This is a genomic window from Phaeodactylibacter xiamenensis, from assembly GCF_965229835.1.
GTDB classification, from domain to species: domain Bacteria; phylum Bacteroidota; class Bacteroidia; order Chitinophagales; family Saprospiraceae; genus Phaeodactylibacter; species Phaeodactylibacter xiamenensis.
Genome location: NZ_OZ245931.1, coordinates 6,836,716 through 6,857,136 on the forward strand (window position 1 = coordinate 6,836,716; position 20,421 = coordinate 6,857,136).

The 20,421-nt window shown below is 51.3% G+C and carries 22 protein-coding genes; 11 read left to right on the top strand and 11 right to left on the bottom strand.

Annotation, left to right across the window (positions count from 1 at the left end):
- From ACO08I_RS26425 to ACO08I_RS26465, 9 genes are all read right to left on the bottom strand, one after another.
- Entirely contained in the window at positions 1-441 is a 441-nt protein-coding gene (locus ACO08I_RS26425) for a nitrophenyl compound nitroreductase subunit ArsF family protein (protein WP_421947601.1), read from the bottom strand.
- Positions 442-463: 22 nt separating this feature from the next.
- A complete protein-coding gene (locus ACO08I_RS26430) occupies positions 464-1,438 on the bottom strand; it encodes a permease (protein ID WP_421947602.1) in 975 nt (324 codons plus the stop codon).
- A gap of 3 nt (positions 1,439-1,441) precedes the next feature.
- Positions 1,442-1,678 carry a thioredoxin family protein gene (locus tag ACO08I_RS26435; RefSeq protein ID WP_421947603.1) on the bottom strand — a complete coding sequence of 79 codons (237 nt, stop codon included), beginning with the start codon at positions 1,676-1,678 and terminating at the stop codon, positions 1,442-1,444.
- Positions 1,679-1,735: 57 nt separating this feature from the next.
- Entirely contained in the window at positions 1,736-2,044 is a 309-nt protein-coding gene (locus ACO08I_RS26440; RefSeq protein WP_044223563.1) for an ArsR/SmtB family transcription factor, read from the bottom strand.
- 88 nt (positions 2,045-2,132) lie between these two features.
- On the bottom strand, positions 2,133-4,118 hold the full coding sequence (locus tag ACO08I_RS26445; RefSeq protein ID WP_421947604.1) for a monovalent cation:proton antiporter-2 (CPA2) family protein: 1,986 nt from the start codon (positions 4,116-4,118) through the stop codon (positions 2,133-2,135).
- 118 nt (positions 4,119-4,236) lie between these two features.
- The gene (gene arsB, locus ACO08I_RS26450) at positions 4,237-5,295 is read right to left on the bottom strand and encodes an ACR3 family arsenite efflux transporter (protein ID WP_421947605.1); all 1,059 of its coding nucleotides are present in this window, start codon (positions 5,293-5,295) and stop codon (positions 4,237-4,239) included.
- Positions 5,292-5,921 (bottom strand): protein-tyrosine-phosphatase, encoded by a 630-nt coding sequence (locus ACO08I_RS26455; RefSeq protein ID WP_421947606.1) that lies wholly within the window; start codon positions 5,919-5,921, stop codon positions 5,292-5,294. Before ACO08I_RS26455 ends, arsB begins: the two co-directional genes overlap by 4 nt.
- A gap of 21 nt (positions 5,922-5,942) precedes the next feature.
- Positions 5,943-6,398, bottom strand: a complete 456-nt coding sequence (locus tag ACO08I_RS26460; protein WP_421947607.1) for a DUF6428 family protein — start codon at positions 6,396-6,398, stop codon at positions 5,943-5,945.
- A 98-nt stretch (positions 6,399-6,496) separates the two neighbouring features.
- Positions 6,497-6,823, bottom strand: coding sequence for an ArsR/SmtB family transcription factor (locus ACO08I_RS26465; protein WP_421947608.1), 327 nt, complete (start codon positions 6,821-6,823; stop codon positions 6,497-6,499).
- 281 nt (positions 6,824-7,104) lie between these two features.
- Here ACO08I_RS26465 and ACO08I_RS26470 point away from each other — a divergent pair, with 281 nt between their 5' ends.
- Genes ACO08I_RS26470 through ACO08I_RS26480 form a run of 3 tightly spaced genes read left to right on the top strand, consistent with a single transcriptional unit; the run spans position 7,105 to position 9,544 of the window.
- Positions 7,105-7,695 (top strand): hypothetical protein, encoded by a 591-nt coding sequence (locus tag ACO08I_RS26470; protein ID WP_421947609.1) that lies wholly within the window; start codon positions 7,105-7,107, stop codon positions 7,693-7,695.
- 9 nt (positions 7,696-7,704) lie between these two features.
- Entirely contained in the window at positions 7,705-8,256 is a 552-nt protein-coding gene (locus tag ACO08I_RS26475) for an RNA polymerase sigma factor (RefSeq protein ID WP_421947610.1), read from the top strand.
- Positions 8,243-9,544, top strand: a complete 1,302-nt coding sequence (locus ACO08I_RS26480; RefSeq protein ID WP_421947611.1) for a hypothetical protein — start codon at positions 8,243-8,245, stop codon at positions 9,542-9,544. The genes ACO08I_RS26475 and ACO08I_RS26480 overlap by 14 nt, the downstream gene beginning before the upstream one ends.
- A 27-nt stretch (positions 9,545-9,571) precedes the next feature.
- Here the strand turns inward: ACO08I_RS26480 and ACO08I_RS26485 are convergent, their stop codons facing one another.
- Positions 9,572-10,018, bottom strand: coding sequence for a hypothetical protein (locus ACO08I_RS26485; RefSeq protein WP_421947612.1), 447 nt, complete (start codon positions 10,016-10,018; stop codon positions 9,572-9,574).
- Positions 10,015-10,458: a DUF3299 domain-containing protein gene (locus ACO08I_RS26490; protein WP_421947613.1), complete on the bottom strand. Its 444-nt coding sequence runs from the start codon at positions 10,456-10,458 to the stop codon at positions 10,015-10,017. Before ACO08I_RS26490 ends, ACO08I_RS26485 begins: the two co-directional genes overlap by 4 nt.
- An 88-nt stretch (positions 10,459-10,546) precedes the next feature.
- On the opposite strand from ACO08I_RS26490, the gene ACO08I_RS26495 reads away from it, so the two are divergent.
- The 8 genes from ACO08I_RS26495 to ACO08I_RS26530 all read left to right on the top strand — a co-directional run bounded on the left by ACO08I_RS26495 (position 10,547) and on the right by ACO08I_RS26530 (position 20,401).
- Positions 10,547-11,182, top strand: a complete 636-nt coding sequence (locus ACO08I_RS26495) for a DUF1826 domain-containing protein (protein ID WP_282781533.1) — start codon at positions 10,547-10,549, stop codon at positions 11,180-11,182.
- A gap of 9 nt (positions 11,183-11,191) precedes the next feature.
- A complete protein-coding gene (locus tag ACO08I_RS26500) occupies positions 11,192-12,385 on the top strand; it encodes a GTP-binding protein (protein WP_421947614.1) in 1,194 nt (397 codons plus the stop codon).
- Positions 12,386-12,493: 108 nt separating this feature from the next.
- Positions 12,494-12,919, top strand: coding sequence for a MerC domain-containing protein (locus ACO08I_RS26505; RefSeq protein ID WP_421947615.1), 426 nt, complete (start codon positions 12,494-12,496; stop codon positions 12,917-12,919).
- Positions 12,909-13,481: a DUF3299 domain-containing protein gene (locus ACO08I_RS26510; RefSeq protein WP_421947616.1), complete on the top strand. Its 573-nt coding sequence runs from the start codon at positions 12,909-12,911 to the stop codon at positions 13,479-13,481. The genes ACO08I_RS26505 and ACO08I_RS26510 overlap by 11 nt, the downstream gene beginning before the upstream one ends.
- A gap of 113 nt (positions 13,482-13,594) precedes the next feature.
- Positions 13,595-14,293 carry an ABC transporter ATP-binding protein gene (locus ACO08I_RS26515; protein WP_282781543.1) on the top strand — a complete coding sequence of 233 codons (699 nt, stop codon included), beginning with the start codon at positions 13,595-13,597 and terminating at the stop codon, positions 14,291-14,293.
- Between the two features lie 3 nt (positions 14,294-14,296).
- Positions 14,297-15,706, top strand: coding sequence for an ABC transporter permease (locus ACO08I_RS26520; RefSeq protein ID WP_421947617.1), 1,410 nt, complete (start codon positions 14,297-14,299; stop codon positions 15,704-15,706).
- 13 nt (positions 15,707-15,719) lie between these two features.
- Positions 15,720-17,129 carry a hypothetical protein gene (locus ACO08I_RS26525; protein WP_421947618.1) on the top strand — a complete coding sequence of 470 codons (1,410 nt, stop codon included), beginning with the start codon at positions 15,720-15,722 and terminating at the stop codon, positions 17,127-17,129.
- 32 nt (positions 17,130-17,161) lie between these two features.
- On the top strand, positions 17,162-20,401 hold the full coding sequence (locus ACO08I_RS26530) for a S41 family peptidase (protein WP_282781550.1): 3,240 nt from the start codon (positions 17,162-17,164) through the stop codon (positions 20,399-20,401).
- Positions 20,402-20,421 lie beyond the last annotated feature (20 nt).

The window sequence follows — 20,421 nt, forward strand, 5'->3', positions numbered from 1 at the left end:
TTACAGTTTTTGCAGTGCTTTTTCTACCTCTTCGATTAGCCCCGTCTCAAATTTGCCATTGTCACTCGTGGCATTCATGAAAGCGAAATTGGTCAGGTCCGTTTTTTGGCTTGTTGCGTTTTTACGGGTGTGGACAAATAAGGCAGTGCCAGCCGCTTCAAAGTCGGCAGCGATGTCATAGTTTTCTTCCAGGTCAACATTTACGGTTTTGAAGACCAGCTTACCTTCCGCTATAGCTTCGGGGAATTTTTCCTGTAAAGCCGCTTTGGTTTTGTCTTCGATGGTTTGACAGGTCATGCAACGGTGGGTGTTATGAAAGTCGATGACTTCCACAACGGCGGCCTTTTGGGTATTGGCCTCGGAATTGGTCTGTGCGTTGCTGTTGCAGGCTGAGAAACCAAAAAGTAGTGTAATGGCGAATAGATTAGATAAGTACTTCATGTCGGATTTAACTTTTGTTTGTTTATAGAATCAGATTGAATAAGAGTCCGGATAAGATGATAAAGGTGGTCACCACCCCGAAAAAGATCAGGATCAGTTTCATGGTCATTACCTTTTTGAGCAAGGTGGCTTCCGGCAGTGAAAGCCCGATTGTGCCCATCATGAAGGCTATCGCCGTGCCTAAGGGTATCCCTTTGGCTACGAAGACCTGAATAACGGGTACAATACCGGCAGCATTTGCGTACATAGGCACAGCAAGAATGACAGCCAATGGTACCGTCCACCATTGCCCTCCGCCCAGGTATTGCTCAAAGAAGCCTTCCGGGACATAACCATGCATAGCTGCACCGATGCCAATACCAACAATAACGTAAAGGAGGACTCCGCGTACGATGCTCAGGGCCTCCTGTGTGATGCCAGGCAGGCGCTGTCGGAAAGTCTGCCCGTTTTCTTCGAAATCCCCTGTCAGCACCGGCTGCTCTGCCATTTTTTGCACCCAGTCACTGAGGTAGCGTTCTACGCCCAGCCTTCCGAGTACCCATCCACCGACCGCACCCAGCAAAATACCGGAGCCGGCGTAAATCAGCGTCGTTTCGAGCCCGAACATGCCCAGGAATAACGCCAGGGCAACTTCATTGACCAAGGGAGAGGTGATGAGAAAGGCAAAGGTGACGCCAATCGGTATGCCACCCCGTACAAATCCGATGAACAGAGGGACGGACGAACAGGAGCAAAACGGTGTCACCGCTCCAAAAATGGAGGCTAACAGGTACTCTAGTCCGAACAGGCGGTTGCGCTGCAGAAAGCTACGTAGCCGCTCTACCGGAAAGTAGGCATTCACAATGCCCATAATGAAGGTGATGAGGAATAGCAGCAGCAGAATTTTGACGGTGTCGTACACGAAAAAATGCAGGGCTTCTCCCAGATGAGTGTCCGGTGCGAGCCCCAGCAGGCCAAAAATCAGCCGATCTGCCAGCCATTCTATCCAGGTGAACATAGATTAGGCCTTTAAAAGTGCTTCTAATTCAGCAGCCGTGGGTACACGCCCTTTAATTTGCACCACCTCGTCGATTACCACCGCAGGGGTGCTCAGGATATTGTACTGCATAATATCCTGAATGTCTTCCACTTTTTGAATGTCAGCATCAGCGCCCAGATCGGAGACTGCTTTGCGGACGATAGCTTCAGTTTGTTTGCACTTGGGACAGCCGGTACCCAAAATTTTGATGGTTTTCATGTTTTTTATTGTTTATAGTTTATCGTCGATTGACGATAAATGGAGGTAAAAAAAGTTTTATTCTTCAAAGAAATGGGTGAAAAGCAGTTTGGCTTTCCGCCAATTCTCCTTGTTGATGCAGTACTTCACCCGTGGCGGATTGATCTCGCCCTGTATCAGTCCTGCATTTTTAAGCTCCCGCAGATGCTGGGAAATGGTAGACTGTGCCGCGGGAATAACTTCAACCAGGTCACCGGTAAAGCAGCAGGCCTGAGAATCCAGCAATTGCAGGATTTGCAGCCGGGTAGGGTGCCCTAATGCCTTGGCAAACCGGGCCAGCTCCTGGTTGGCATTTTCAGAAATGGGCTGCTCTGCTAGTACTTTCATGCTCTTTAATTCGTTTCATCGTAAAACTACGATAAACGATAGATTTTTGCAAGGACTGAAGCGGAAAAACACTGAATGTATTAATTTTTTACTCGATCACCTTCCTAAACTGATCGATACTCTCCTGTTTACCAGTTACATACAGGATATCCCGTTGCAACAGGATTTCATCCGGCCCGCTATTGGTAATGAGCTTGTCTTTTCGGGATAACCCAAGGATGTTAATACCATATTGGTTCCTTACGTCAAGTTCACTTAACGTTTTACCTACGATCCGCCGGTTGTCTGTCCGTACCTTCAGGCAGGTAATATCAAATTCCGGGTATTTGCCGGGGCGGAAGGTCCGGGGGATACTTTTCTTATTCTGAAAAAGACCGTAGTTATTCGAGCGGGTAATCTCGGCAAAGTGCCCGATATCGTCCTCCGGGATGAGGAAGTAATGGAGGGTACGGGAGAAGATTTCGATTGAAGTCTCAAATTCTTCGGGTATAACATCATCTGCGCCCAGGGCGATGAGCTCGGGGATTTCCTTGACGAAGCGCGTCCTGACGATAAGGTGTACAGACTGGCTGACCATCCGGATATTTTGGACGACCACTTTTGTTCCCTCGGGATCTGAAATCGCGATAACGACAACTCGGGCTTTAGGGATATTCACCGCCTCCATGATATGGTCCTGCCGGGCGTCTCCATAGAGTATGGGTACGCCTTTTTTCTGTTCTGCTTTGACGGTTTCCGCGTTCATTTCCACAGCTACGTAGGGAATATCGCTGAATTCGGCTGCCCTCGCCAGGTTGCTTCCATTTATGCCGTAGCCGATGATAACCAGGTGGTTGTGGAGTTGGTCTGTGGCTACGGAATGATCCTGCTCCTTTGAAGCCACCATCTTTCTGTCCCATGCCTCAATCGGGCGGAACTTCATCACGCCAAAGGCGATGCGCTCAGAGAAAATGATGACGAATGGCGTTAGCAGCATGGAGACGATGGAGACGGCCAGGAAGTACTGATTGGTTTCGGGGTCCAGCAAGTCATATTGAATACCCACTTTTGAAAGGATAAAGGCAAATTCGCCAACCTGGAATAGCGCTAAGCCCGTAAGCAGAAAAGTCCGGGGTGGATACTTCAGCACTGCAATCGCCAAAGCAGCGATGATAGACTTGATGAAAAATACGGCAACTACAATCAGCATTACGATGCCGATATTAGCCCAGAAGAACTGCAGATCGAGCAACATGCCCACGGAGATGAAAAAGAAACTCGTAAACAGCTCCCGGAAAGGCAGGATCACACTTGTAGCTTGATGGCTGTACTCGGACTCCGAGATGACCAGTCCGGCCAGAAACGCCCCCAGCGCCAGTGAGAGCCCGGCTTCAGCGGTCAGGAAAGCCACCGCAAAACAGATGGTGATCGTGGTAATCAGGAATAGTTCCTGACTGTCCGTTTTCGCAATACCGTGCATCAGCCGGGGGACCAGGTAGCGGGCGCTCAAAATCGTAATCAGGATGACCACGGCGGTCTTGAGCAGAAGCATTAAGATACTTCCAGTGACATCGCCCCCCTGACCGGCAATAATTGGAGTGAACAGCATCATTGGCACCACGATGATATCCTGGAAGATGAGGATAGCAAGGGCATTCCGACCCTGTGGAGCCGACATTTCGTTGCGGTCCTGCAGCACTTTTAGAACAATAGCAGTACTGGAAAGCGAGAACAGAAACCCAACAAAAAGCGATTCTTCCCAGCTATTACCTAAAAAGTAGTACCCGGAGCCTGCCACCAGTACCGTGAGTCCAACCTGTAAGGAACCTCCAATGAAAACGGTATTTTTAATGGATACCAGATGCTTGATGGACAATTCCATACCGATGACAAAGAGCAGCAGGATGACCCCAATCTCCGAAATAAGCTCAATCTGCTCGGATTCGCTCACCAGCCCCAACCCATGCGGCCCGATCAGTATTCCGGTCACCAAAAAGCCCAGTATGGAAGGCAGCCGAATGCGCTGCAGTGCATAAACAACAATTGCCGAGAAGCCCATGAAGATGAGCAGGTCTTGCAATAAGGGGAAATGCATGGCCGTTGGGTTTTTCGGGTGAGGATTAGGTTGGTACTCACGCAATTAAGTGAACGAAGTGGGATTTGGTTTAATGACGGCGCTTGCTTCTTTTCAAAAGTTTTGATGCCCGGCGCACTCAGGTAGTGTAATACCGCCGCCGCAGCCAAAACGCCACATTCACCAATCCAATCAAAGCCGGCACTTCCACCAGCGGACCGATCACCCCGGCAAAGGCCTGCCCGGAATTCAGCCCGAAGACCGCGATCGCTACGGCAATCGCCAGCTCAAAGTTGTTGCCTGCTGCAGTAAAGGCGACCGCAGCGTTGCGGGGGTAGTCCGCGCCCAGCCATTTTCCTACAAAAAAACTGATGAGGAAAATCAGGGCGAAGTAAATCAGCAGTGGAATTGCAATGCGTACTACGTCCATGGGTATCTCCACGATCAGTTCGCCCTTGAGGCTGAACATGACTACAATCGTAAACAGCAGGGCGATGAGGGTTATGGGCGAAATCACGGGCACAAACTGATGTTGGTACCATTCTTCCCCTTTGGCTCGTACCAGCAGCACGCGGCTCAGCAGCCCCGCCAGGAAGGGGATGCCCAGGTAGATGGCTACGCTTTTCGCTACAGTGGCGATGGAGATATTCACAATCGCCCCTTCAAAGCCCAATACCGGAGGCAAAACCGTAATGAACAGCCAGGCGTAAAAGCTGTAGAAGAAGACCTGGAAAATGCTGTTCAATGCAACCAGCCCGGCCCCATATTCCCGGCTGCCTTCCGCCAGGTCGTTCCAAACAATCACCATCGCAATGCAGCGCGCCAGCCCGATGAGGATGAGCCCGGTCATATACTCCGGATAGTCGCGTAGGAAGATGATGGCCAGTATGAACATGAGTATAGGTCCCACGATCCAGTTGAGGAACAAGGACAAACCCAGTATCTTCACATTGCGGAAGACCTTTGGCAGCATGCGGTAGTTGACTTTCGCTAAAGGCGGGTACATCATCAAAATGAGGCCGATGGCGATTGGGATATTGGTGCTACCCCGGGAAAAGGAATTGACTAAATCGGCTGTACCAGGCAAAAAGTAGCCCAACCCGACACCCACTGCCATGGCCAGAAAAATCCAAAGCGTCAGGTAGCGGTCAAGGAAGGAAAGGCTTTTGCGGGGCTTGGTGATGCTTTTTGAAGTCATGCGGATTTCATTTTTTGAGCTGCCAATTGCATAGCGTGCAGGATTTCCCGTCCAATCTGCCGGACGCGCTCGTCGTATCGGGCCGTTTCCTCCGGTGTGCCATCGGCAGCCTTAGGGTCATCGTAGGTTAGCGGCAGGCGGAAAGCTGCTCCCGGGATAAAAGGACAGTTCTGGTCGGCATCCGAGCAGGTCATGATGGCTGCAAACCCGGATTGAGGATTGACCGGCGCATCAAAAGTCTTGGAGTAGCAGATCAGTGGGGCCTGCGTTTCCGCGAAAGCAACCTGATAATGCGGATTCTCCCCGCCGGGGCTGTCAATTTTGAAGCCAGTCCGTTGCAGCGCCGCCACCGCCCTTGGATTGAAAGCCGTGGCCTCTGTGCCGCCTGAGTAGGTCTCTACGCCCGGGATACCAAAGTACGCTGCTCCGGCGGCCGCCCAAATCTGAGCGATATGGCTGCGGCGGGAATTATGGGTGCAGATGAAATTTAGTTTCACCGGCGTACCTTTTGACTGCACCAGATAATCCGCAAGTTGTTGTAGCAGCGCTTTCCGTTCGTCCGGTACCTGTTGAGCTTCCTGCAACAGCGATTCGGCGTAAGCCTTCAGTTTTGGTAATAAACCCATGGTCGTCTTCAATTTTGAATTTTAGCAGCAGCCACTGCCCGGTGCACAATCCGATGTATTTATGGCCAACGGTAAAGCCTCCATGCTTATCCCGCACGTTTCCTTTGCCAGGCAGTCGGTCTGCTTTGGCATCAGCACAAATTTCCCCTGTTTGAAGTCCAGCGCATACCGGCCGATGGTGTCGGTTTGGTATTCAACCTCTACCTCCGGGTTTTGAGCCTGTAGCAGGGGAGTGGCCATATCGATAATGCCGATCAGCTTATCCGGGCTTAACCGGTGGTCATAGTCCTCGGCCACCCAAATTTGCAGGCTGGCGTGCGCCTCCGTGCGGGTAGTGCCGCCGCAGTCAACAAAGTGCTTGGTGGTCAGCCCCATCTCTGTGATGTGAAAATGCAGCGGTACGACCTGCCCGTTAGGCTGTTGGAAAATCAGTTGGTCAACGGATTGAAGGTGTGTTTTAAATTCAGAAACGGTCATAGTGAAAAGGAATTGGTGATTTAAAGATAACTTTATTGCAATATTGCAATATTAATTTTTAGGGTTATTTATTCATCTTGGCAAAACGGGTACTTGTTTCAGCAGCACTGCTCACCCGGCTCCATGCCTAGCAGCCCGCCCAGCATCTGACGGATTTCGCGCCAGCGGTGGGCATTGATGCAGTAGTTCATGCTTGAGCCTTCGATGGTGCCCTGTATGATGCCGACTTTTTTCAGCTCCGATAAGTGGCGGGAGATGGTAGGCTGGGAGAGGGGCAGTACGTCCATCAGATCGTTGCCGATACAGGCGTTGATTTCCAGCAAATGCTGCACGATGGCAACACGCGCCGGGTGGCCCAGCACTTTGGCAACGGTGGCCAGCTCGATTTGCGCTTGTGTGTAGCCCTCAGTTTTGGTAAGCCCCATAGTGTTTCAATTTTTTAACATTGCAATATTGCTATGTAAAAATCATTTTTCAAAATATATACCCAACTTTCTTGTGCGGGCAGTGGTGAAATATCGATTTTCCTGCAACAAAAGAGCTGGAATTCCATTTTGCCCTTTAAAATTCACGGAAATGATTGATGCCGTAATTGTTTGATAGTCAGTGCCTTTACAGCCCTGGCTTAAAAAGAATTGAAAAAAAGTTAAGTACGGTTGCAACGTTTCCATCACCACATCACAATAGATAAGCAAAAACAATGATCATGCAACGAATTACAATCTGTTTTTGCTTAGTGGCATTTTTTACGCTGACCAACTGCGAGCGGGAAAATTTCAATGAAACCATTGATATCCCCGAGGAGGTTATGCCCGCTGAGGTAGAGTTCCAACAAGGCCTTGCTCTGAAAGCTCAGGAAGAAGAAATCTTTGTTTCTGAGGGAATGGCAAGGCGCTTCATTGGGGTAGATAGCTTTACCTACTATGCATTAACCTCCGGCACAATTACGTGTAATGGGGGAGGTGCATATAGTATAAGTTCCGATGGTGATAACTTTTTCATGGTAGAGTTTTACATCTTTGAAGATGAGCCATACCTCTGGCAGGTCGGTCTTGTTGCGGAGGTCGATGGGCAACCTACGGTATTACTCAGCCAAGTACCTGCTGGTAGTGGTTGTGAGTACCAAAATGCAGAATTAACGATTACGGAAATTACCGAGACGGAAATCAGTGGGACCTTTACTGGGGACTTTTTTAGAATAGACGGACCTATGGGTAACCATTTGCCCTGTGGTGGGCATATCTATGTCGGAGAGTACACGGCTTCCTTCAGCATGCCCTACGAAGACTGCGAATAAGGAGCGCCCATGAATACCGACAGCCTCATCAAAAAATGCCGGAAGGGCAATGCCCGGGCACAGCAGCAGCTCTACGAGCAATATCTGCCGTACGTGCTGTCTATCGTGCGCAGGTTTGGTGTGAGGCAGGCTGAAGAAAGTGACCTTATTCAGGATGTTTTCATCGCGGTATTTCAGGGGCTGGAACGATTTGACCCCAAGAAAGGGGATTTACACCACTGGATTCGAGGATTAGCGATTCATAAAACTATAGCTTTCCAACGCAAACAACAGCGGCTTCGGGCGGAAGAACTTATGATTTCGGAACGAACAGACCGCACGACGACCATCGACCTATCGCACTTTGATGCGGAGTATCTGCTTGAACTAATTGCCCAATTGCCGGCAGGCGCCCGCACGGTGTTCAACCTTTATGTGGTAGACGGGTACAGCCACGAGGAGATTGGTAAGATGCTGGATATTAGCCCGGTAGGGTCACGGTCGCAATTGTCACGCGCTAAAAAACTATTGAGAGAAGCGTTGGAAGCACAAAAAATAAAGGGTCATTATGGAAACATTTGATCAAAAAGGCGGGCTTAACGACAAGCTGGGCCGGCACAAAGCAACAGAAATCCCTGCGGGACTGAGCTGGGAGCAGATGGGGCCAAACATCAGGGCAGGTCTGGAGCAGAAGAAACGCCGGCGACTGCTTTTCTGGTGGTGGCTGCCGGTTGGTTTATTAGCGATGTTGACTATCGGCTACTTTAGCCTGTTTGGTGGTACAACTGAGTTGGGCTATTTCCCGGTGCCCGGGCAGTCCGTAGGTGGAAATTCAGCTATAGCTGAAACTGCGGCGGAGGTGCCGGAGGAAATGCCGGTAGCCAAAGATATGGGTACTCTCTCCCCAATGAATAACCCGAAAGTTAAAGCTGATACAAATATACCGGTTGCTTTACCGGGAAGCACTGAGATAAAGGCCACAGAGCCATCCAAGTCACAGGCAGCCTCAACAACAAGCGGTCCTTCGAACGAAATCAAAGATAGTGGGGTGGCCTCAACTGAAAAAATACGGAATAACCTGTCCGAACCAGAGCTGTTAAGTCAAATTGAAGTGTTACCCCCGCAAGCGGTAATCAGCCTCGATTCAACTACCCCATATCCGGAAGTGCGGAAAATACAGGCTGCTCGCCACCCCTGGATCGTGGAAGCCGGGATAGGGGTTACCTTCAATCTGAACCCGGATATTTACAGTGCGAAATTGCCCAATACCACCATTGACCCACTAAGCGGGCTTGCCGCAAGCCTTCGGATAGGGTACGCACTTCCGCAACGCCCTTACATCCTTTGGGCCGGCATCGAAATGGAAGAACTGGTACAGCGGGAGCGTTTGCAGGAAGCTTTCCCCATACAGCTGTATCAGCCCAATACCGTGGATACCATTTTCCGGAATACCATCACCGGAGAAGAATTTACTTCCACCACTGATTCCATACCCGGCATCCGGCGGGTCAATATACAGCAGCACAGTACCTTCCGCTCCTGGTCGATACCTGTACTACTCGGCAGGACCTGGTCAGCAGCCGGCTGGCAACTGGAAGGTAAAGCCGGAGTCGACTTCAATTTGTCTTCCTGGCATTCGGGCGGCTACCTGGTCGAGGGCTATGAACTGGTGGACGCCAACACCCAATACCAGACAGGATGGGCGGTACGCCTGGAGGGGCAAGTGCTTTTGCCACCTGCGCGATTCGGGCGGTTGTTTGTCCGGGGCGGCTACCGCCGTTTTATGACTCAGCCGGGTGGGTTGGTACAGGGCAGTCTTTTTCGCCCGGAAGCTATGGGTTTGATGATGGGGTGGCGTGTGGAGTGGTAAAACTTAGTATGCTAAATGGCCTTTAACTTAAGGTTTAAGCAAAGCTTCTGCCTCTTCCTTCAGCACCAAAATACTGTCCAAACTCTCCCGCTGAATATTCAGCATATGGTCCGGGGTGGCTTCCGGCATTTTTTTACCGTGGGTGTGGTCGTGACCATGGTCGTGGTCGTGATCATGGTGAGCGTGTTCATAGCCGGGTACTTCTATCCGCTCCTCTTTCCACTGTTCATAGCGCTGCTTAAGCGTACTTACGGATTTAGCAAATGCCTGCTCCTGATCGGTCAGTTCACGGCCTTGAATATTAATCTGGTTAGCTTGCTGCTCCAGGCTTTCGATCATTGGACGCAGAGCCTCCTCCGCTTTCATCCCTTGTTCATGAAGGCTGGCCGCTTCTTCGAGCTTCGGGTCAGTTGGCTCACCGGATGCGCAGGCAGCTAAAGTCAGGAGTAGAAAGAAAAATATGGTGTTCCTCATGGCTCGTAAGGTTCTGCGTTTTTTAATATATAATTGCAATGGTCGAGATCGTGTATGTTCAAATCAAGTGTGCCTTTAAAGGCCAGTTGCTCATCCATGCGGAAACGTTGCACCGCCTCGGGTTTAAGTTGCAGCTCCACCACTGACTCCGGCCCGGCTGCCCCGCAAAAGTAGCAGGAAGATAATGGATAACGGGACAATATGAAAAACATTTTCTGCTCATTGAACGGGATGAAATAGCCCGAAAGTATGACCTCCTTTCCTTGGTAAGCCTCTACCTCTTTGCTGAATTTGGGCTTCATGTAGTAAGCCCCCAAATCTTCAATGTAGTCAGTCCTGAACTTCACCTTTGACAGCAGTTTCCAGTCGATATTTTCCTGTGCATTCGCCAAAAAGACGGTTAGGCAAATCAGCAGTGTAAAGCAGTAGCGATTTAGCATGCTCTCGTTCTTTTATGCAACATCGTTGCAAATATGGGAATTGATTTCTACTTTTGCAACAACGTTGCATTAATTAAACCTATTGTCCATGCTCAATGAAACCGTGTCAATTACAGGCTGCCTGCAGAGCGAAAACCGTGCTGAATTGCAGTCCATCCATCAACCGGAATACCAGGCTGGCATCTGGCGCAGGGCGCTCCCTGCAGCACTGAGCGAAGCTTCACTTGATCTGCTCAACAGCAGTTGGGAGAGCTTCCGTTTCTCGGGGCCGGTGGAAGAGCTTCCCGCACAGGTAGAACAGGCTGATATCCACCCCTTGCTCAAGGCAGAGGTGCTGAGTCAGGCTACCTGGTTTGCTGAATTGATGGAGAACCAGCCTTTGCGGCTCTTCTTCGGAAAAGTACAGAAAGACATGTGCCGCCGCTTTCACACCGACATCAATACCCTGCGGTTGCTGTGCACTTATCACGGCCCGGGGACGCTATGGGTACGCCCCGATGCGATTGACCACCAGAAAGTGGCAAAGGGGACAAACGAAGAAATGGTCAAAGATCCCGATGGAGTGTTTCAGGCAGGTACCGGCGAGGTTTTACTGATCAAAGGGGCGCTGCATGAGCAAAGCCAATACGGTGCAGCCCTCCACCGCAGCCCGGCAGTGCAGCAATCCGGGGAGTCCCGCTTGCTGCTGCGTATCGACACCGGAGGAGCATTTAACTTTTCTTAAAAACGGATTATGCAAAAATTACCAGTTACAGTTCTCAGCGGCTTCCTGGGCGCAGGCAAAACCACCCTGCTCAATCATGTCCTTCACAATAAGGAAGGACTAAAAGTCGCGGTGATCGTCAATGATATGAGCGAGGTAAACGTGGATGCCCGCCTGGTAGAGGAAGGCAATACCCTCTCCCGCACCGAGGAGAAGCTGGTGGAAATGAGCAACGGCTGCATTTGCTGCACCCTGCGGGAAGACCTGATTGAGGAGGTCGCCAAGCTGGCACAGGAAGGGCGTTTTGATTATTTGCTGATTGAAAGCACGGGGATTTCTGAGCCGCTGCCCGTCGCACAGACCTTCTTCTTCGATAGTGAAGAGCTAAAGGTCAATTTGTCAGAAGTTAGTGAGCTGGATACGTTGGTTACCGTGGTAGATGCTTTCAACTTCCATCGGGACTTTGGCAGTGTAGATACCATATTCTCCCGCGAGCTCAATGATGACCCATCTGATCAGCGCACCATCGTCAATCTTTTGGTAGATCAGCTTGAGTTTGCCAACGTCATTTTGCTCAACAAGACGGATTTGGTAACGGAAGAGCAAGCGCAGGAGCTTGAGGCGCTCATCCGTAAGTTCAACGCGGATGCCAAAATCATCCGCACGCAGCACAGTAAAGTCGCCCCCTCAGAAATCCTGAATACCAGGCTTTTTGACTACGAGCGCACCAGTCAGTCTGCCGGCTGGATCAAAGAGCTGTACGAGGAACATACCCCCGAAACCGAAGAGTACGGGATCTCCTCTTTTGTCTTCCGGGAGCGCCGCCCCTTCCACCCGGAGCGCTTCTGGCAATACCTCAACCGCGACTGGCCCGCCACGGTCGTTCGGAGCAAAGGCTTGTTCTGGATCGCCTCCCGCCCGGATGATGCCATGAACTGGAGCCAGGCCGGGGGCTCACTACGCGCTGAAAAGGCCGGGGTATGGTGGTCGAGCATGCCCTACAGCCAGAGGATCAATCACCCGGTTTTTGTGGAGAACAAGGAATTTATCGAAAGCCGCTGGGATGCAGACTGGGGTGATCGCAAAACAGAGTTGGTACTGATTGGGCAGGACATGGATGAGCAGCAAATCCGCTCGGCGCTTTCCGAATGCCTGTTAACGGATGAGGAGGTAAAAGATTGGGAAATGGGAAAAGCATTTGAGGATAACTGGCCGGTCTGGTAATTGAGGCCGGGCAAGCCCACTGGCACGAAGCCTGTACGCACAGCCTGTCCAATACAGGTGAAACCACAGCGGAATTTTTAGTCATTGCTTTCAAAAACTAGTATCAATATGGCGTTATCGCTTCAAAAAATAAATTCAGATATCATTGGCGTATGGGCAAGCAGCTTATGCGCAGTACATTGCGCGGTAACGCCATTACTTTTTGCCGCCCAGGCCTCTGCCCACTATGGGCATCACGCGGTCGGCGAGTCAGGATTGCCCTGGTATTGGGCTGTTTTGGACTGGCTGTTTTTGTTGTTGGCCTTCGTAGCCATACGCTACACCTCGAAGCAGGTGGTTGCTAACTGGGTAAAGTGGGGGATGTGGGCAGCCTGGTCTGTTATCGCTGCAGTAATCCTTTCGGAAACCCTTGACCTTCATATCCTGAGCCACGCCTTTATGTACGTGGGGGCTTTTACGTTGATTGGGCTGCACTTGTACAACCACCGGCAGTGCCGCCTTTGCCAAGTGGAAAGTACGACAGATGAGTATTAGCACATCTGATTATTGTTGGTTATTGCTGCCTTTGATTGTGGCTTGCTCCCGACCGGAAAGAGATAAGACCAATGTAAGGCGTGGCTTAGATGCCTGGCCGGTTTCCGAATTAAATGAAACGCCAAAAGTTGCCGCCAAAACGCCGAAAGACAGTATAGCCTCCAACTGGGAAGATGGCTATCTGCTGCTAAGCTGGAAAATTTTGGCTCAGGTCACTTTTGACTGGGAATTCAGTGGGGAATTACAAGCGGAAGTGCCTATACCCAATTTCAGCGAAGCAGTGCAGGCGCTGGAAGGGCAGCCGGTACAGATTAAGGGCTACGTTATCCCGATGGGTGACCCCGACGCTCCCTTTACTGTACTGTCAGCCAATCCCTACAAACAATGCTTCTTTTGCGGAGGCGCCGGTCCGGAAACCGTGATGGACGTTTTACTTAAAGACGGAGAAAAGCGCCATTTCGATATGGATGAAACAACGGTTTTCCGGGGACGGCTGAAGCTGAATCGTGATGATTTTGATTACCTAAACTATATCCTGGAAGATGCAGAAGTCGTGGATTGAAAAACGCACCGTACGTGCTCACGATGGCGTTCGGAATGTGGCTGAGCCAGTGGATTTTCAAATAAACGTCACCAACTAAAGGCGAATTCCAGTACTATTAATAATCAACTGCTATGATAGAAGCCTTCAACCTCAGCAAATCCTTCAACGGCCAGCCCGCCCTTCGGCAGCTGAACCTGTCCGTGGCACCCGGTGAAATTTACGCCCTGTTGGGTGCCAACGGCGCCGGGAAAACCACCACGATCAACCTGTTCCTCCACTTTCTGGCGCCGGACGAGGGAGAAGCCCGCATCAACGGAAAGCCCGTATCTGGAGATCCACAGGCAGCACGCGCCGGTATCGCCTATATACCGGAGAATATACAGCTCTACCCACACCTGAGCGGCATAGAAAACCTGGCATATTTTTCAGCGCTGTCCGGGCAGAAGTATAGCACAGCCGCCCTGGAGCAATTCCTGGCGCAGGCCGGGCTGGAGCCGGAAGCTTTCCACAAACACGCCCGCCACTACTCCAAAGGCATGCGGCAGAAAACCGGTATTGCCATTGCGCTGGCCAAAGAAGCCAAAGCGATGCTGCTCGATGAGCCAACCTCCGGGCTGGACCCCAAAGCCAGTAATGAATTTGCCCGGCTGCTGACGCAGCTCAGCGAGCAGGGCATGGCGGTACTGATGGCTACCCACGACCTGTTCCGGGCTAAAGAGACAGCTACCCGGATTGGAATTATGCGGTCGGGTCAGCTACTGCAGGAATTACAGCCTTCTGAAATTGGCCACACCGATTTGGAATCCCTTTACCTCCAACAAATGTCCTAACCCATGGTACGACTGATCCTTAGTAATGAGTTAAAAGGGAGCCTGCGCGACCGCCGGGTACAATTGCTGGCGGGTTTTACTGCCTTGCTCTTGCTGCTTTCTGCCTGGTCAGGCCAGGGGACTTACACGCATCTGGCGGATGCCCGTGAGCAGGCTGCTGCAAAAGCAGGGGCGGAGTGGGACAGCCTGGGCGCCTACAACCCCCACAGTGCTGCTCACTTTGGCACCTACGCCTACCGACCGCTCGGGCTGCTCCGCATGCTGGATGCCGGCGTACAGCCCTTTACTGGCGATGTACTGAAAGTGGAAGGCCACGTGGCCAATGAAGCTCTCTACGCGGAAGCTTCCCGCAGCTCTTCTCTGGTGCGGTTCAGTGCATTTCAGCCCGCCCTGGTCTTGCAGGCTATTGTGCCTCTGCTGCTGATCTTTCTGGCTTTTGGCAGCATCGCCCGGGAGCGGGAAACCGGCACACTAAAAATGCTGGTGCTTCAGGGCGCATCCTTCCGGCAATTGATGGCCGGCAAAGCCCTGGCTTACTGGATCATTAGCCTGGGCTTGTTGCTGGTAACGGTGTTGATCATGGCAATCCTCTACGGCGGGCAGATGGCGTGGGATACCTTTGCGCTGTTCATGCTCGCCTATGCGCTGTATTACCTGCTGGCCGCTCTGCTCTCGGTTTATGTTTCCGCCAGAGCAAGGCGGAGCAGTAGCGCATTGGCGGTATTGCTTGGCGGCTGGCTGCTTTGGGTTTTTATCTTGCCCAAATTGGCGGCACAACTGGGCCAAAGCCTGTACCCCCTGCCCAGCCGGATTGTATTTGAAGAGCAGATGCGGGAAGACCGCAAAAAAGGGCTGGATGGGCACAACCCTTCCGATGAGCGCCGCAAGGCACTGGAGGAAAAGGTGTTGTTAGAATACGAAGTAGATTCCATAGAACAATTGCCCATCAATTTTGACGGCATCGTCATGCAGGCGGATGAGGAGTACGGCAATCAGGTGTGGGATAAGCACTTCGGCGATTATTACCAGACTGTACAACAACAAAACAGGGTCATTCAGTGGGCCTCCGCTCTGGCACCCTTCCTGGCCGTACGCAACCTGAGCATGGCACTAGCCGGCACAAGCCTGTACGATCACCTCCACTTTCAGCAGTCGGTAGAAGATTACCGGCGGGGCTGGGTCAAAGCGCTGAATGATGAACACGCCTACGGAGGCTCAAAAACCGGCGAATGGAGTTGGAAAGCAGAAGCCGCGTTTTTCCAATCCATGGAGGACTATACCTACGAGCGCCCCGGGCTCAGCTGGTCGCTTGCCAACCGCTGGCCGGAGATCGTCGTGCTTTTGGCCTGGCTGTTGGGAGCCGTAGGCTTAGTCGCCTTTTCCCGAAACCTATCTGTATTAGACCAGAACTAAAACCCTCGGACCTATGAATATCAAAGGTATTTTGACCATGGAATGGGTGCAGCTGCGGCGTTCTCCAATGCGCTGGTCGGCTATTATCGTCTACCTCGCACTGGGTGCTTATGCCGTTTTTTCCGGCCAGCAATACGTACAAAAGTGGGCTGTTGCAATAGATAAAGTGGAGTTGGAAGAAAAAGAGATGGCAGAACAAGCGCTGGCTTGGTATGCAGAGGGTGTCAAAGGGCCGGAAGACCGTGCATGGGTGGATATACAACAGCCCCTCTGGGCTTCCTGGTATACCGGCAGTTACTTCTGCAAAACCCCAGCCCCTTTGGCGGTGGTGAGCCTTGGCGTTTCAGACACGCGTTCCAATTACGCCCGCATTTCCCGCTTCAGCAGCCCTTTCGATACCCGCAACAAACCCGAGCTAATCAATCCGGAGCAGCTGATGGCGGGGCATTTCGACCTGGCCTTTGTGCTGGTCTTCCTCAGCCCCTTGCTGTTGCTGCTACTGAGTTTCGACATCCTGGGCTACGAGCGGGACGAAGGCATGTTGCCGCTAATACGCCTGCAAGCGGGTAGCCTGGCTGCCTGGGCAGGTCTTCGTGTGGGTTTTCAATGGAGCCTTGCATTCGCTGCAACGGCGGTTTTGTGGCTAATGGCAGCCTGGGCAGCCGGCAGCTGGGGGCTGTCGCTTTGGCTCGGATTGTTGCTGAGCGGGTTGTACCTGCTGTTCTGGAGCGGGATAATATTGCTTGTCCTGTCCATGCGGCAAGGCCTTTCTTTCAACGCCCTCACCCTCGCCGTTTTATGGATGGTGGTCAGCATTTTACTGCCGGCTGCCGCCAATTTGTGGGGGCAGGCGCAGTACCCGCACGATTACAGCACCGAAATAACCGATGCACAGCGGGCAGACCGCTATGCCCTCTACGAAAAAGAAGCGGAAGAACTGGAGCCTCAGCTTTTTGAGGTCTTTCCGGAAGCCCGCCACAGTGCCTACGTTCAGGATACCGTGCGTGACCCCCTCATTGACCGTCACTACTACGATGCGGCCGGGCTCCTGCTCAACGAAGCAGCGGCGGCGGAGGCGGTTGCCACCGAAGCGGGCCGGGAGCGCCTGGCACGGCAGTCAGCCTGGTACAATCCGGCCTATGCCATGCAGATGGGGCTGGATGCAGTTGCCGGCAATAGCTCGGCTGCTTACCTGGCTTTCAATGCGGATATCAGTGCAGCTGTAAAGGCTAAGGTGGTGCAGTTATTGGCGTTCGCTTTGGCAAAAGAACCGGTGGATGCCGAAAAATTCCAGGTACTCCGTCAGACGGTAGGCCCTAATCCGAATTACGCCGGGCAGGTACCGGGCAGAAGCTGGCTGGTGCTGGTGCTGTACACGGTGCTTATTGGTGGGATTGGTGTTTGGCGGTTGCGGAAAGGATAAGTTTCAAAATACTGATTTTAAAATACACAAGCATGCAATTGAAGCTACTTTTTACCACGATACTGGTTCTATTCATTGGTTTAGCTCGCTTGCAAGCCCAGGGGGTTAAGGGGTACTACCAACATCCTGATATCCATCAAAATACCATCGTCTTTGTTGCCGAAGGAGACGTTTGGAAAGTTTCCAGCAGCGGCGGGCTGGCTCAGCGCCTGACCACCCATGCAGAGGAAGAGCACAATCCCGTAATATCTCCGGATGGGAAAACCATTGCCTATTCTGCTACTTACGAGGGGCCTATGGAAGTATACACCCTGCCTTTGGAGGGTGGGGTGCCTACGCGATGGACCTATTCGGAAGGCTCAAAAGTGGTAGGCTGGACACCAGGCGGGAACATCATTTACAGCTCAGGCGAATTTAGCAAGCTACCCAATGGGCAATCGCAGTTGGTAACACTTGATTTGGATACAAAACAGAAGGCTGTAGTGCCATTGGCCTCCGCTTACCACGGTATACAAAATGAAGCCGGCACTTGGTTCTTTACGCATCTTCCCGGCTATAATGAAAATATCAAACGATACGAAGGCGGTACAGCGCAGCAAATATGGAAATTTGACGGGCAACATGAGGCGGTAAAACTAACCACAGGCCACTTGGGTGAAAGTTTCAACCCTATGTGGCACGAGGGCAGGGTTTATTTCATCACCGACCGGGATGGCATACAGAATATCTGGTCGATGGATGCTGACGGGAAAAACCTGAAACAGCATACCAAGCATGCCGAGTTTGATGTACGGTCTGCTAATCTGGACAATGGGAAGATTGTCTACCAACATGCTGCTGACCTTTGGCTACTGGATATTGCTTCCGGCGAATACGATAAAATTGACATCCGCTTAGCTTCTGATTTGGAACACTTGGGAGAAACCTGGGTGGAAGCCCCCTCTTCTTATATCGCATCAGTGCATCCTAGCCCAAAGGGTGACAAAGTTATAGTTACCGCAAGAGGCCGGCTCTTTACTGTCCCCCTTGAAGTGGGGAGGACCATTCCTCTTACTGAAGAGGAGGCCGTTATCAGATACCGTGATGCCGTCTTTTCCCACGATGGAGCGCATATTATCTCCTTGTCTGACGAAAGTGGGGAGTTGGAGTTTGTTCAGCTTTCAGCCGATGGAACTGGTGAGGTTGAAGAATTAACCATGGACGGTAAACGCCTGCGATACAAGGGCGAGCCCTCTTCGGATGGCAAATGGATCGCTTATGACGATCTCGAAAATAACATGTACGTGCTCAACGTAAGTACCGGAGCCAGCAAATTAATATCCACCAATCAGCAAGGCATCCGGGATTTTTCGTGGTCACCGGATAATCAATGGCTGGCATTTGTGCAAAGGGCTTCCAATCGGATGTACCAAATCAAGGTGTATAACGTGAATGATGGTTCTCTTTTCGACCTGACCACCGATAGGTCTAACAACTATAGCGTAGCGTGGAGCCCGGACGGTAAATTCATTTATTTCCTTTCTGACCGGGGCTTTCAAACCCTGATGGGGTCTCCCCGGGATGCAAGACTGGGTGGCGTTTACTGGGACAAAAGCGAAAGTGTTTATCATGTCCCTTTGAAGAAAAGCTACCGGTCTCCCTTCCGGGAAAAGGACGAGCTGATGGATGAAAACAAGGAGGATGAGGCTGCCACGGACACGTTGGTCGTTTCAATCGACAAAGAAAGTATTCAATCTAGGAACATTAAGGTGCCTGTACCTGAAGGCAACTATAAGAATCTGGAAGTCAATGATAAGGCCCTCTATCTGTTGACGGAAGAAACCGGTTCCAACGCCAAATCTCACCTCAAAGTGGTCAAAATTACGAACGAAGACGCCAAGCTGGCAGATATGGCTTCGGAAATCAGTGGGTTTGAATTGAGCCAGAATGGGGAGAAAATACTCATTGCGAAAGGAGGTTCTTACTATATGGTTGATGCCGGAACGGGGAGCGTAAATTTAAAAGAGGGCAAGATTGATTTTAGCGGGTGTAAATTTTCTATCGACCCGAGGGAAGACTGGAAACAATTGTACAAAGATGCCTGGCGGATGGAGCGGGATTACTTCTATGACAAGAATATGCACGGCGTAGATTGGGAGGCTATGTATGAAAAGTACCTGCCATTAGTCGATCGTGTGACCACCAGGAATGAATTGAATCAAGTATTGGCGCGCTTAGTTGGGGAGTTATCGGTATTACATGCAGGGGCAAGTGGCGGCGATATGCCCAGCGATGATCAATATATTGGCGTGGCCAGTTTGGGCGCGCATACAAGCCGGGACGAGGCCAATGGAGGATACCGAATTGACTACATCTATCAGGGCGACCCGGACTACTATGATTTTGGCGATTGGAGGTCTCCATTGAAAGGCCCCTATCTTGATATTCAGGAGGGCGATATCATTACAAAGGTAAACGGAAGAGAGGCCTTATCGGCGGTTGATTTGGGGGCATTGCTGCGCAACCAGGCCGGAAAGCAAGTCAGGTTGACCATCAAAAGAGGAAATACAAGCCAAGATGTCATCGTCAAGCCCAGAGGTAGCGCTTACTGGTTAAGGACCATGGACTGGGAATACAGCAACCGCCTGAAGGTGGAAAAAGTAAGCGATGACCAAATTGGGTACCTACATATGAATGCAATGACCGACTGGGATATTGGACATTTCTACCGGGAGTTTTTCCCCATCATTGATAAAAAAGGCTTAATCATTGATGCACGCTTCAATGACGGAGGCTATACCGATGCGATTATTCTGGAGAAATTACTCAGGCAGCCCTTCATGTATCTAAAGGACAGAACAGGTGAACCCAAATGGAGGATGGACAACTCCTTCAGAGGGCACATCGTGGTTCTGGCCAATGAAAGAACAGGCTCTAGTGGAGAAGCTTTCTTAATCGGCATCAGGCGACTTGGATTGGGAACGGTAATCGGTAAACGAACTTGGGGTGGCCAAATCTGGCTGAATCAGCGTAATAAACTGACCGACAAGGGGGTGATGACTGCGCCTATGAACGGTGTTTATGGCCCGGAAGGGACGTGGCTGGTAGAGGGGCATGGGTTTGAACCTGATATTGAAGTGGATAATCTGCCGCACGAAACTTTTAACGGGAAAGATGCGCAGCTGGACGCAGCTATCAAGCTGTTGCAAGAGAAGATCGCCGAGGATCCAAGAGCAGTCCCGCCTGTTCCGGACTATCCGGATAAGTCCTTTAAAAACAACCGGAAAAACTAAATTCTAGGAGATGCTATGTT

Excerpts from the sequence above, each read along its gene's own strand:
- ACO08I_RS26425 (WP_421947601.1), bottom strand. The coding sequence starts at position 441 with ATGAAGTACTTATCTAATCTATTCGCCATTACACTACTTTTTGGTTTC.
- ACO08I_RS26430 (WP_421947602.1), bottom strand. The coding sequence starts at position 1,438 with ATGTTCACCTGGATAGAATGGCTGGCAGATCGGCTGATTTTTGGCCTG.
- ACO08I_RS26435 (WP_421947603.1), bottom strand. The coding sequence starts at position 1,678 with ATGAAAACCATCAAAATTTTGGGTACCGGCTGTCCCAAGTGCAAACAA.
- ACO08I_RS26440 (WP_044223563.1), bottom strand. The coding sequence starts at position 2,044 with ATGAAAGTACTAGCAGAGCAGCCCATTTCTGAAAATGCCAACCAGGAG.
- ACO08I_RS26445 (WP_421947604.1), bottom strand. The coding sequence starts at position 4,118 with ATGCATTTCCCCTTATTGCAAGACCTGCTCATCTTCATGGGCTTCTCG.
- arsB (WP_421947605.1), bottom strand. The coding sequence starts at position 5,295 with ATGACTTCAAAAAGCATCACCAAGCCCCGCAAAAGCCTTTCCTTCCTT.
- ACO08I_RS26455 (WP_421947606.1), bottom strand. The coding sequence starts at position 5,921 with ATGGGTTTATTACCAAAACTGAAGGCTTACGCCGAATCGCTGTTGCAG.
- ACO08I_RS26460 (WP_421947607.1), bottom strand. The coding sequence starts at position 6,398 with ATGACCGTTTCTGAATTTAAAACACACCTTCAATCCGTTGACCAACTG.
- ACO08I_RS26465 (WP_421947608.1), bottom strand. The coding sequence starts at position 6,823 with ATGGGGCTTACCAAAACTGAGGGCTACACACAAGCGCAAATCGAGCTG.
- ACO08I_RS26470 (WP_421947609.1), top strand. The coding sequence starts at position 7,105 with ATGCAACGAATTACAATCTGTTTTTGCTTAGTGGCATTTTTTACGCTG.
- ACO08I_RS26475 (WP_421947610.1), top strand. The coding sequence starts at position 7,705 with ATGAATACCGACAGCCTCATCAAAAAATGCCGGAAGGGCAATGCCCGG.
- ACO08I_RS26480 (WP_421947611.1), top strand. The coding sequence starts at position 8,243 with ATGGAAACATTTGATCAAAAAGGCGGGCTTAACGACAAGCTGGGCCGG.
- ACO08I_RS26485 (WP_421947612.1), bottom strand. The coding sequence starts at position 10,018 with ATGAGGAACACCATATTTTTCTTTCTACTCCTGACTTTAGCTGCCTGC.
- ACO08I_RS26490 (WP_421947613.1), bottom strand. The coding sequence starts at position 10,458 with ATGCTAAATCGCTACTGCTTTACACTGCTGATTTGCCTAACCGTCTTT.
- ACO08I_RS26495 (WP_282781533.1), top strand. The coding sequence starts at position 10,547 with ATGCTCAATGAAACCGTGTCAATTACAGGCTGCCTGCAGAGCGAAAAC.
- ACO08I_RS26500 (WP_421947614.1), top strand. The coding sequence starts at position 11,192 with ATGCAAAAATTACCAGTTACAGTTCTCAGCGGCTTCCTGGGCGCAGGC.
- ACO08I_RS26505 (WP_421947615.1), top strand. The coding sequence starts at position 12,494 with ATGGCGTTATCGCTTCAAAAAATAAATTCAGATATCATTGGCGTATGG.
- ACO08I_RS26510 (WP_421947616.1), top strand. The coding sequence starts at position 12,909 with ATGAGTATTAGCACATCTGATTATTGTTGGTTATTGCTGCCTTTGATT.
- ACO08I_RS26515 (WP_282781543.1), top strand. The coding sequence starts at position 13,595 with ATGATAGAAGCCTTCAACCTCAGCAAATCCTTCAACGGCCAGCCCGCC.
- ACO08I_RS26520 (WP_421947617.1), top strand. The coding sequence starts at position 14,297 with ATGGTACGACTGATCCTTAGTAATGAGTTAAAAGGGAGCCTGCGCGAC.
- ACO08I_RS26525 (WP_421947618.1), top strand. The coding sequence starts at position 15,720 with ATGAATATCAAAGGTATTTTGACCATGGAATGGGTGCAGCTGCGGCGT.
- ACO08I_RS26530 (WP_282781550.1), top strand. The coding sequence starts at position 17,162 with ATGCAATTGAAGCTACTTTTTACCACGATACTGGTTCTATTCATTGGT.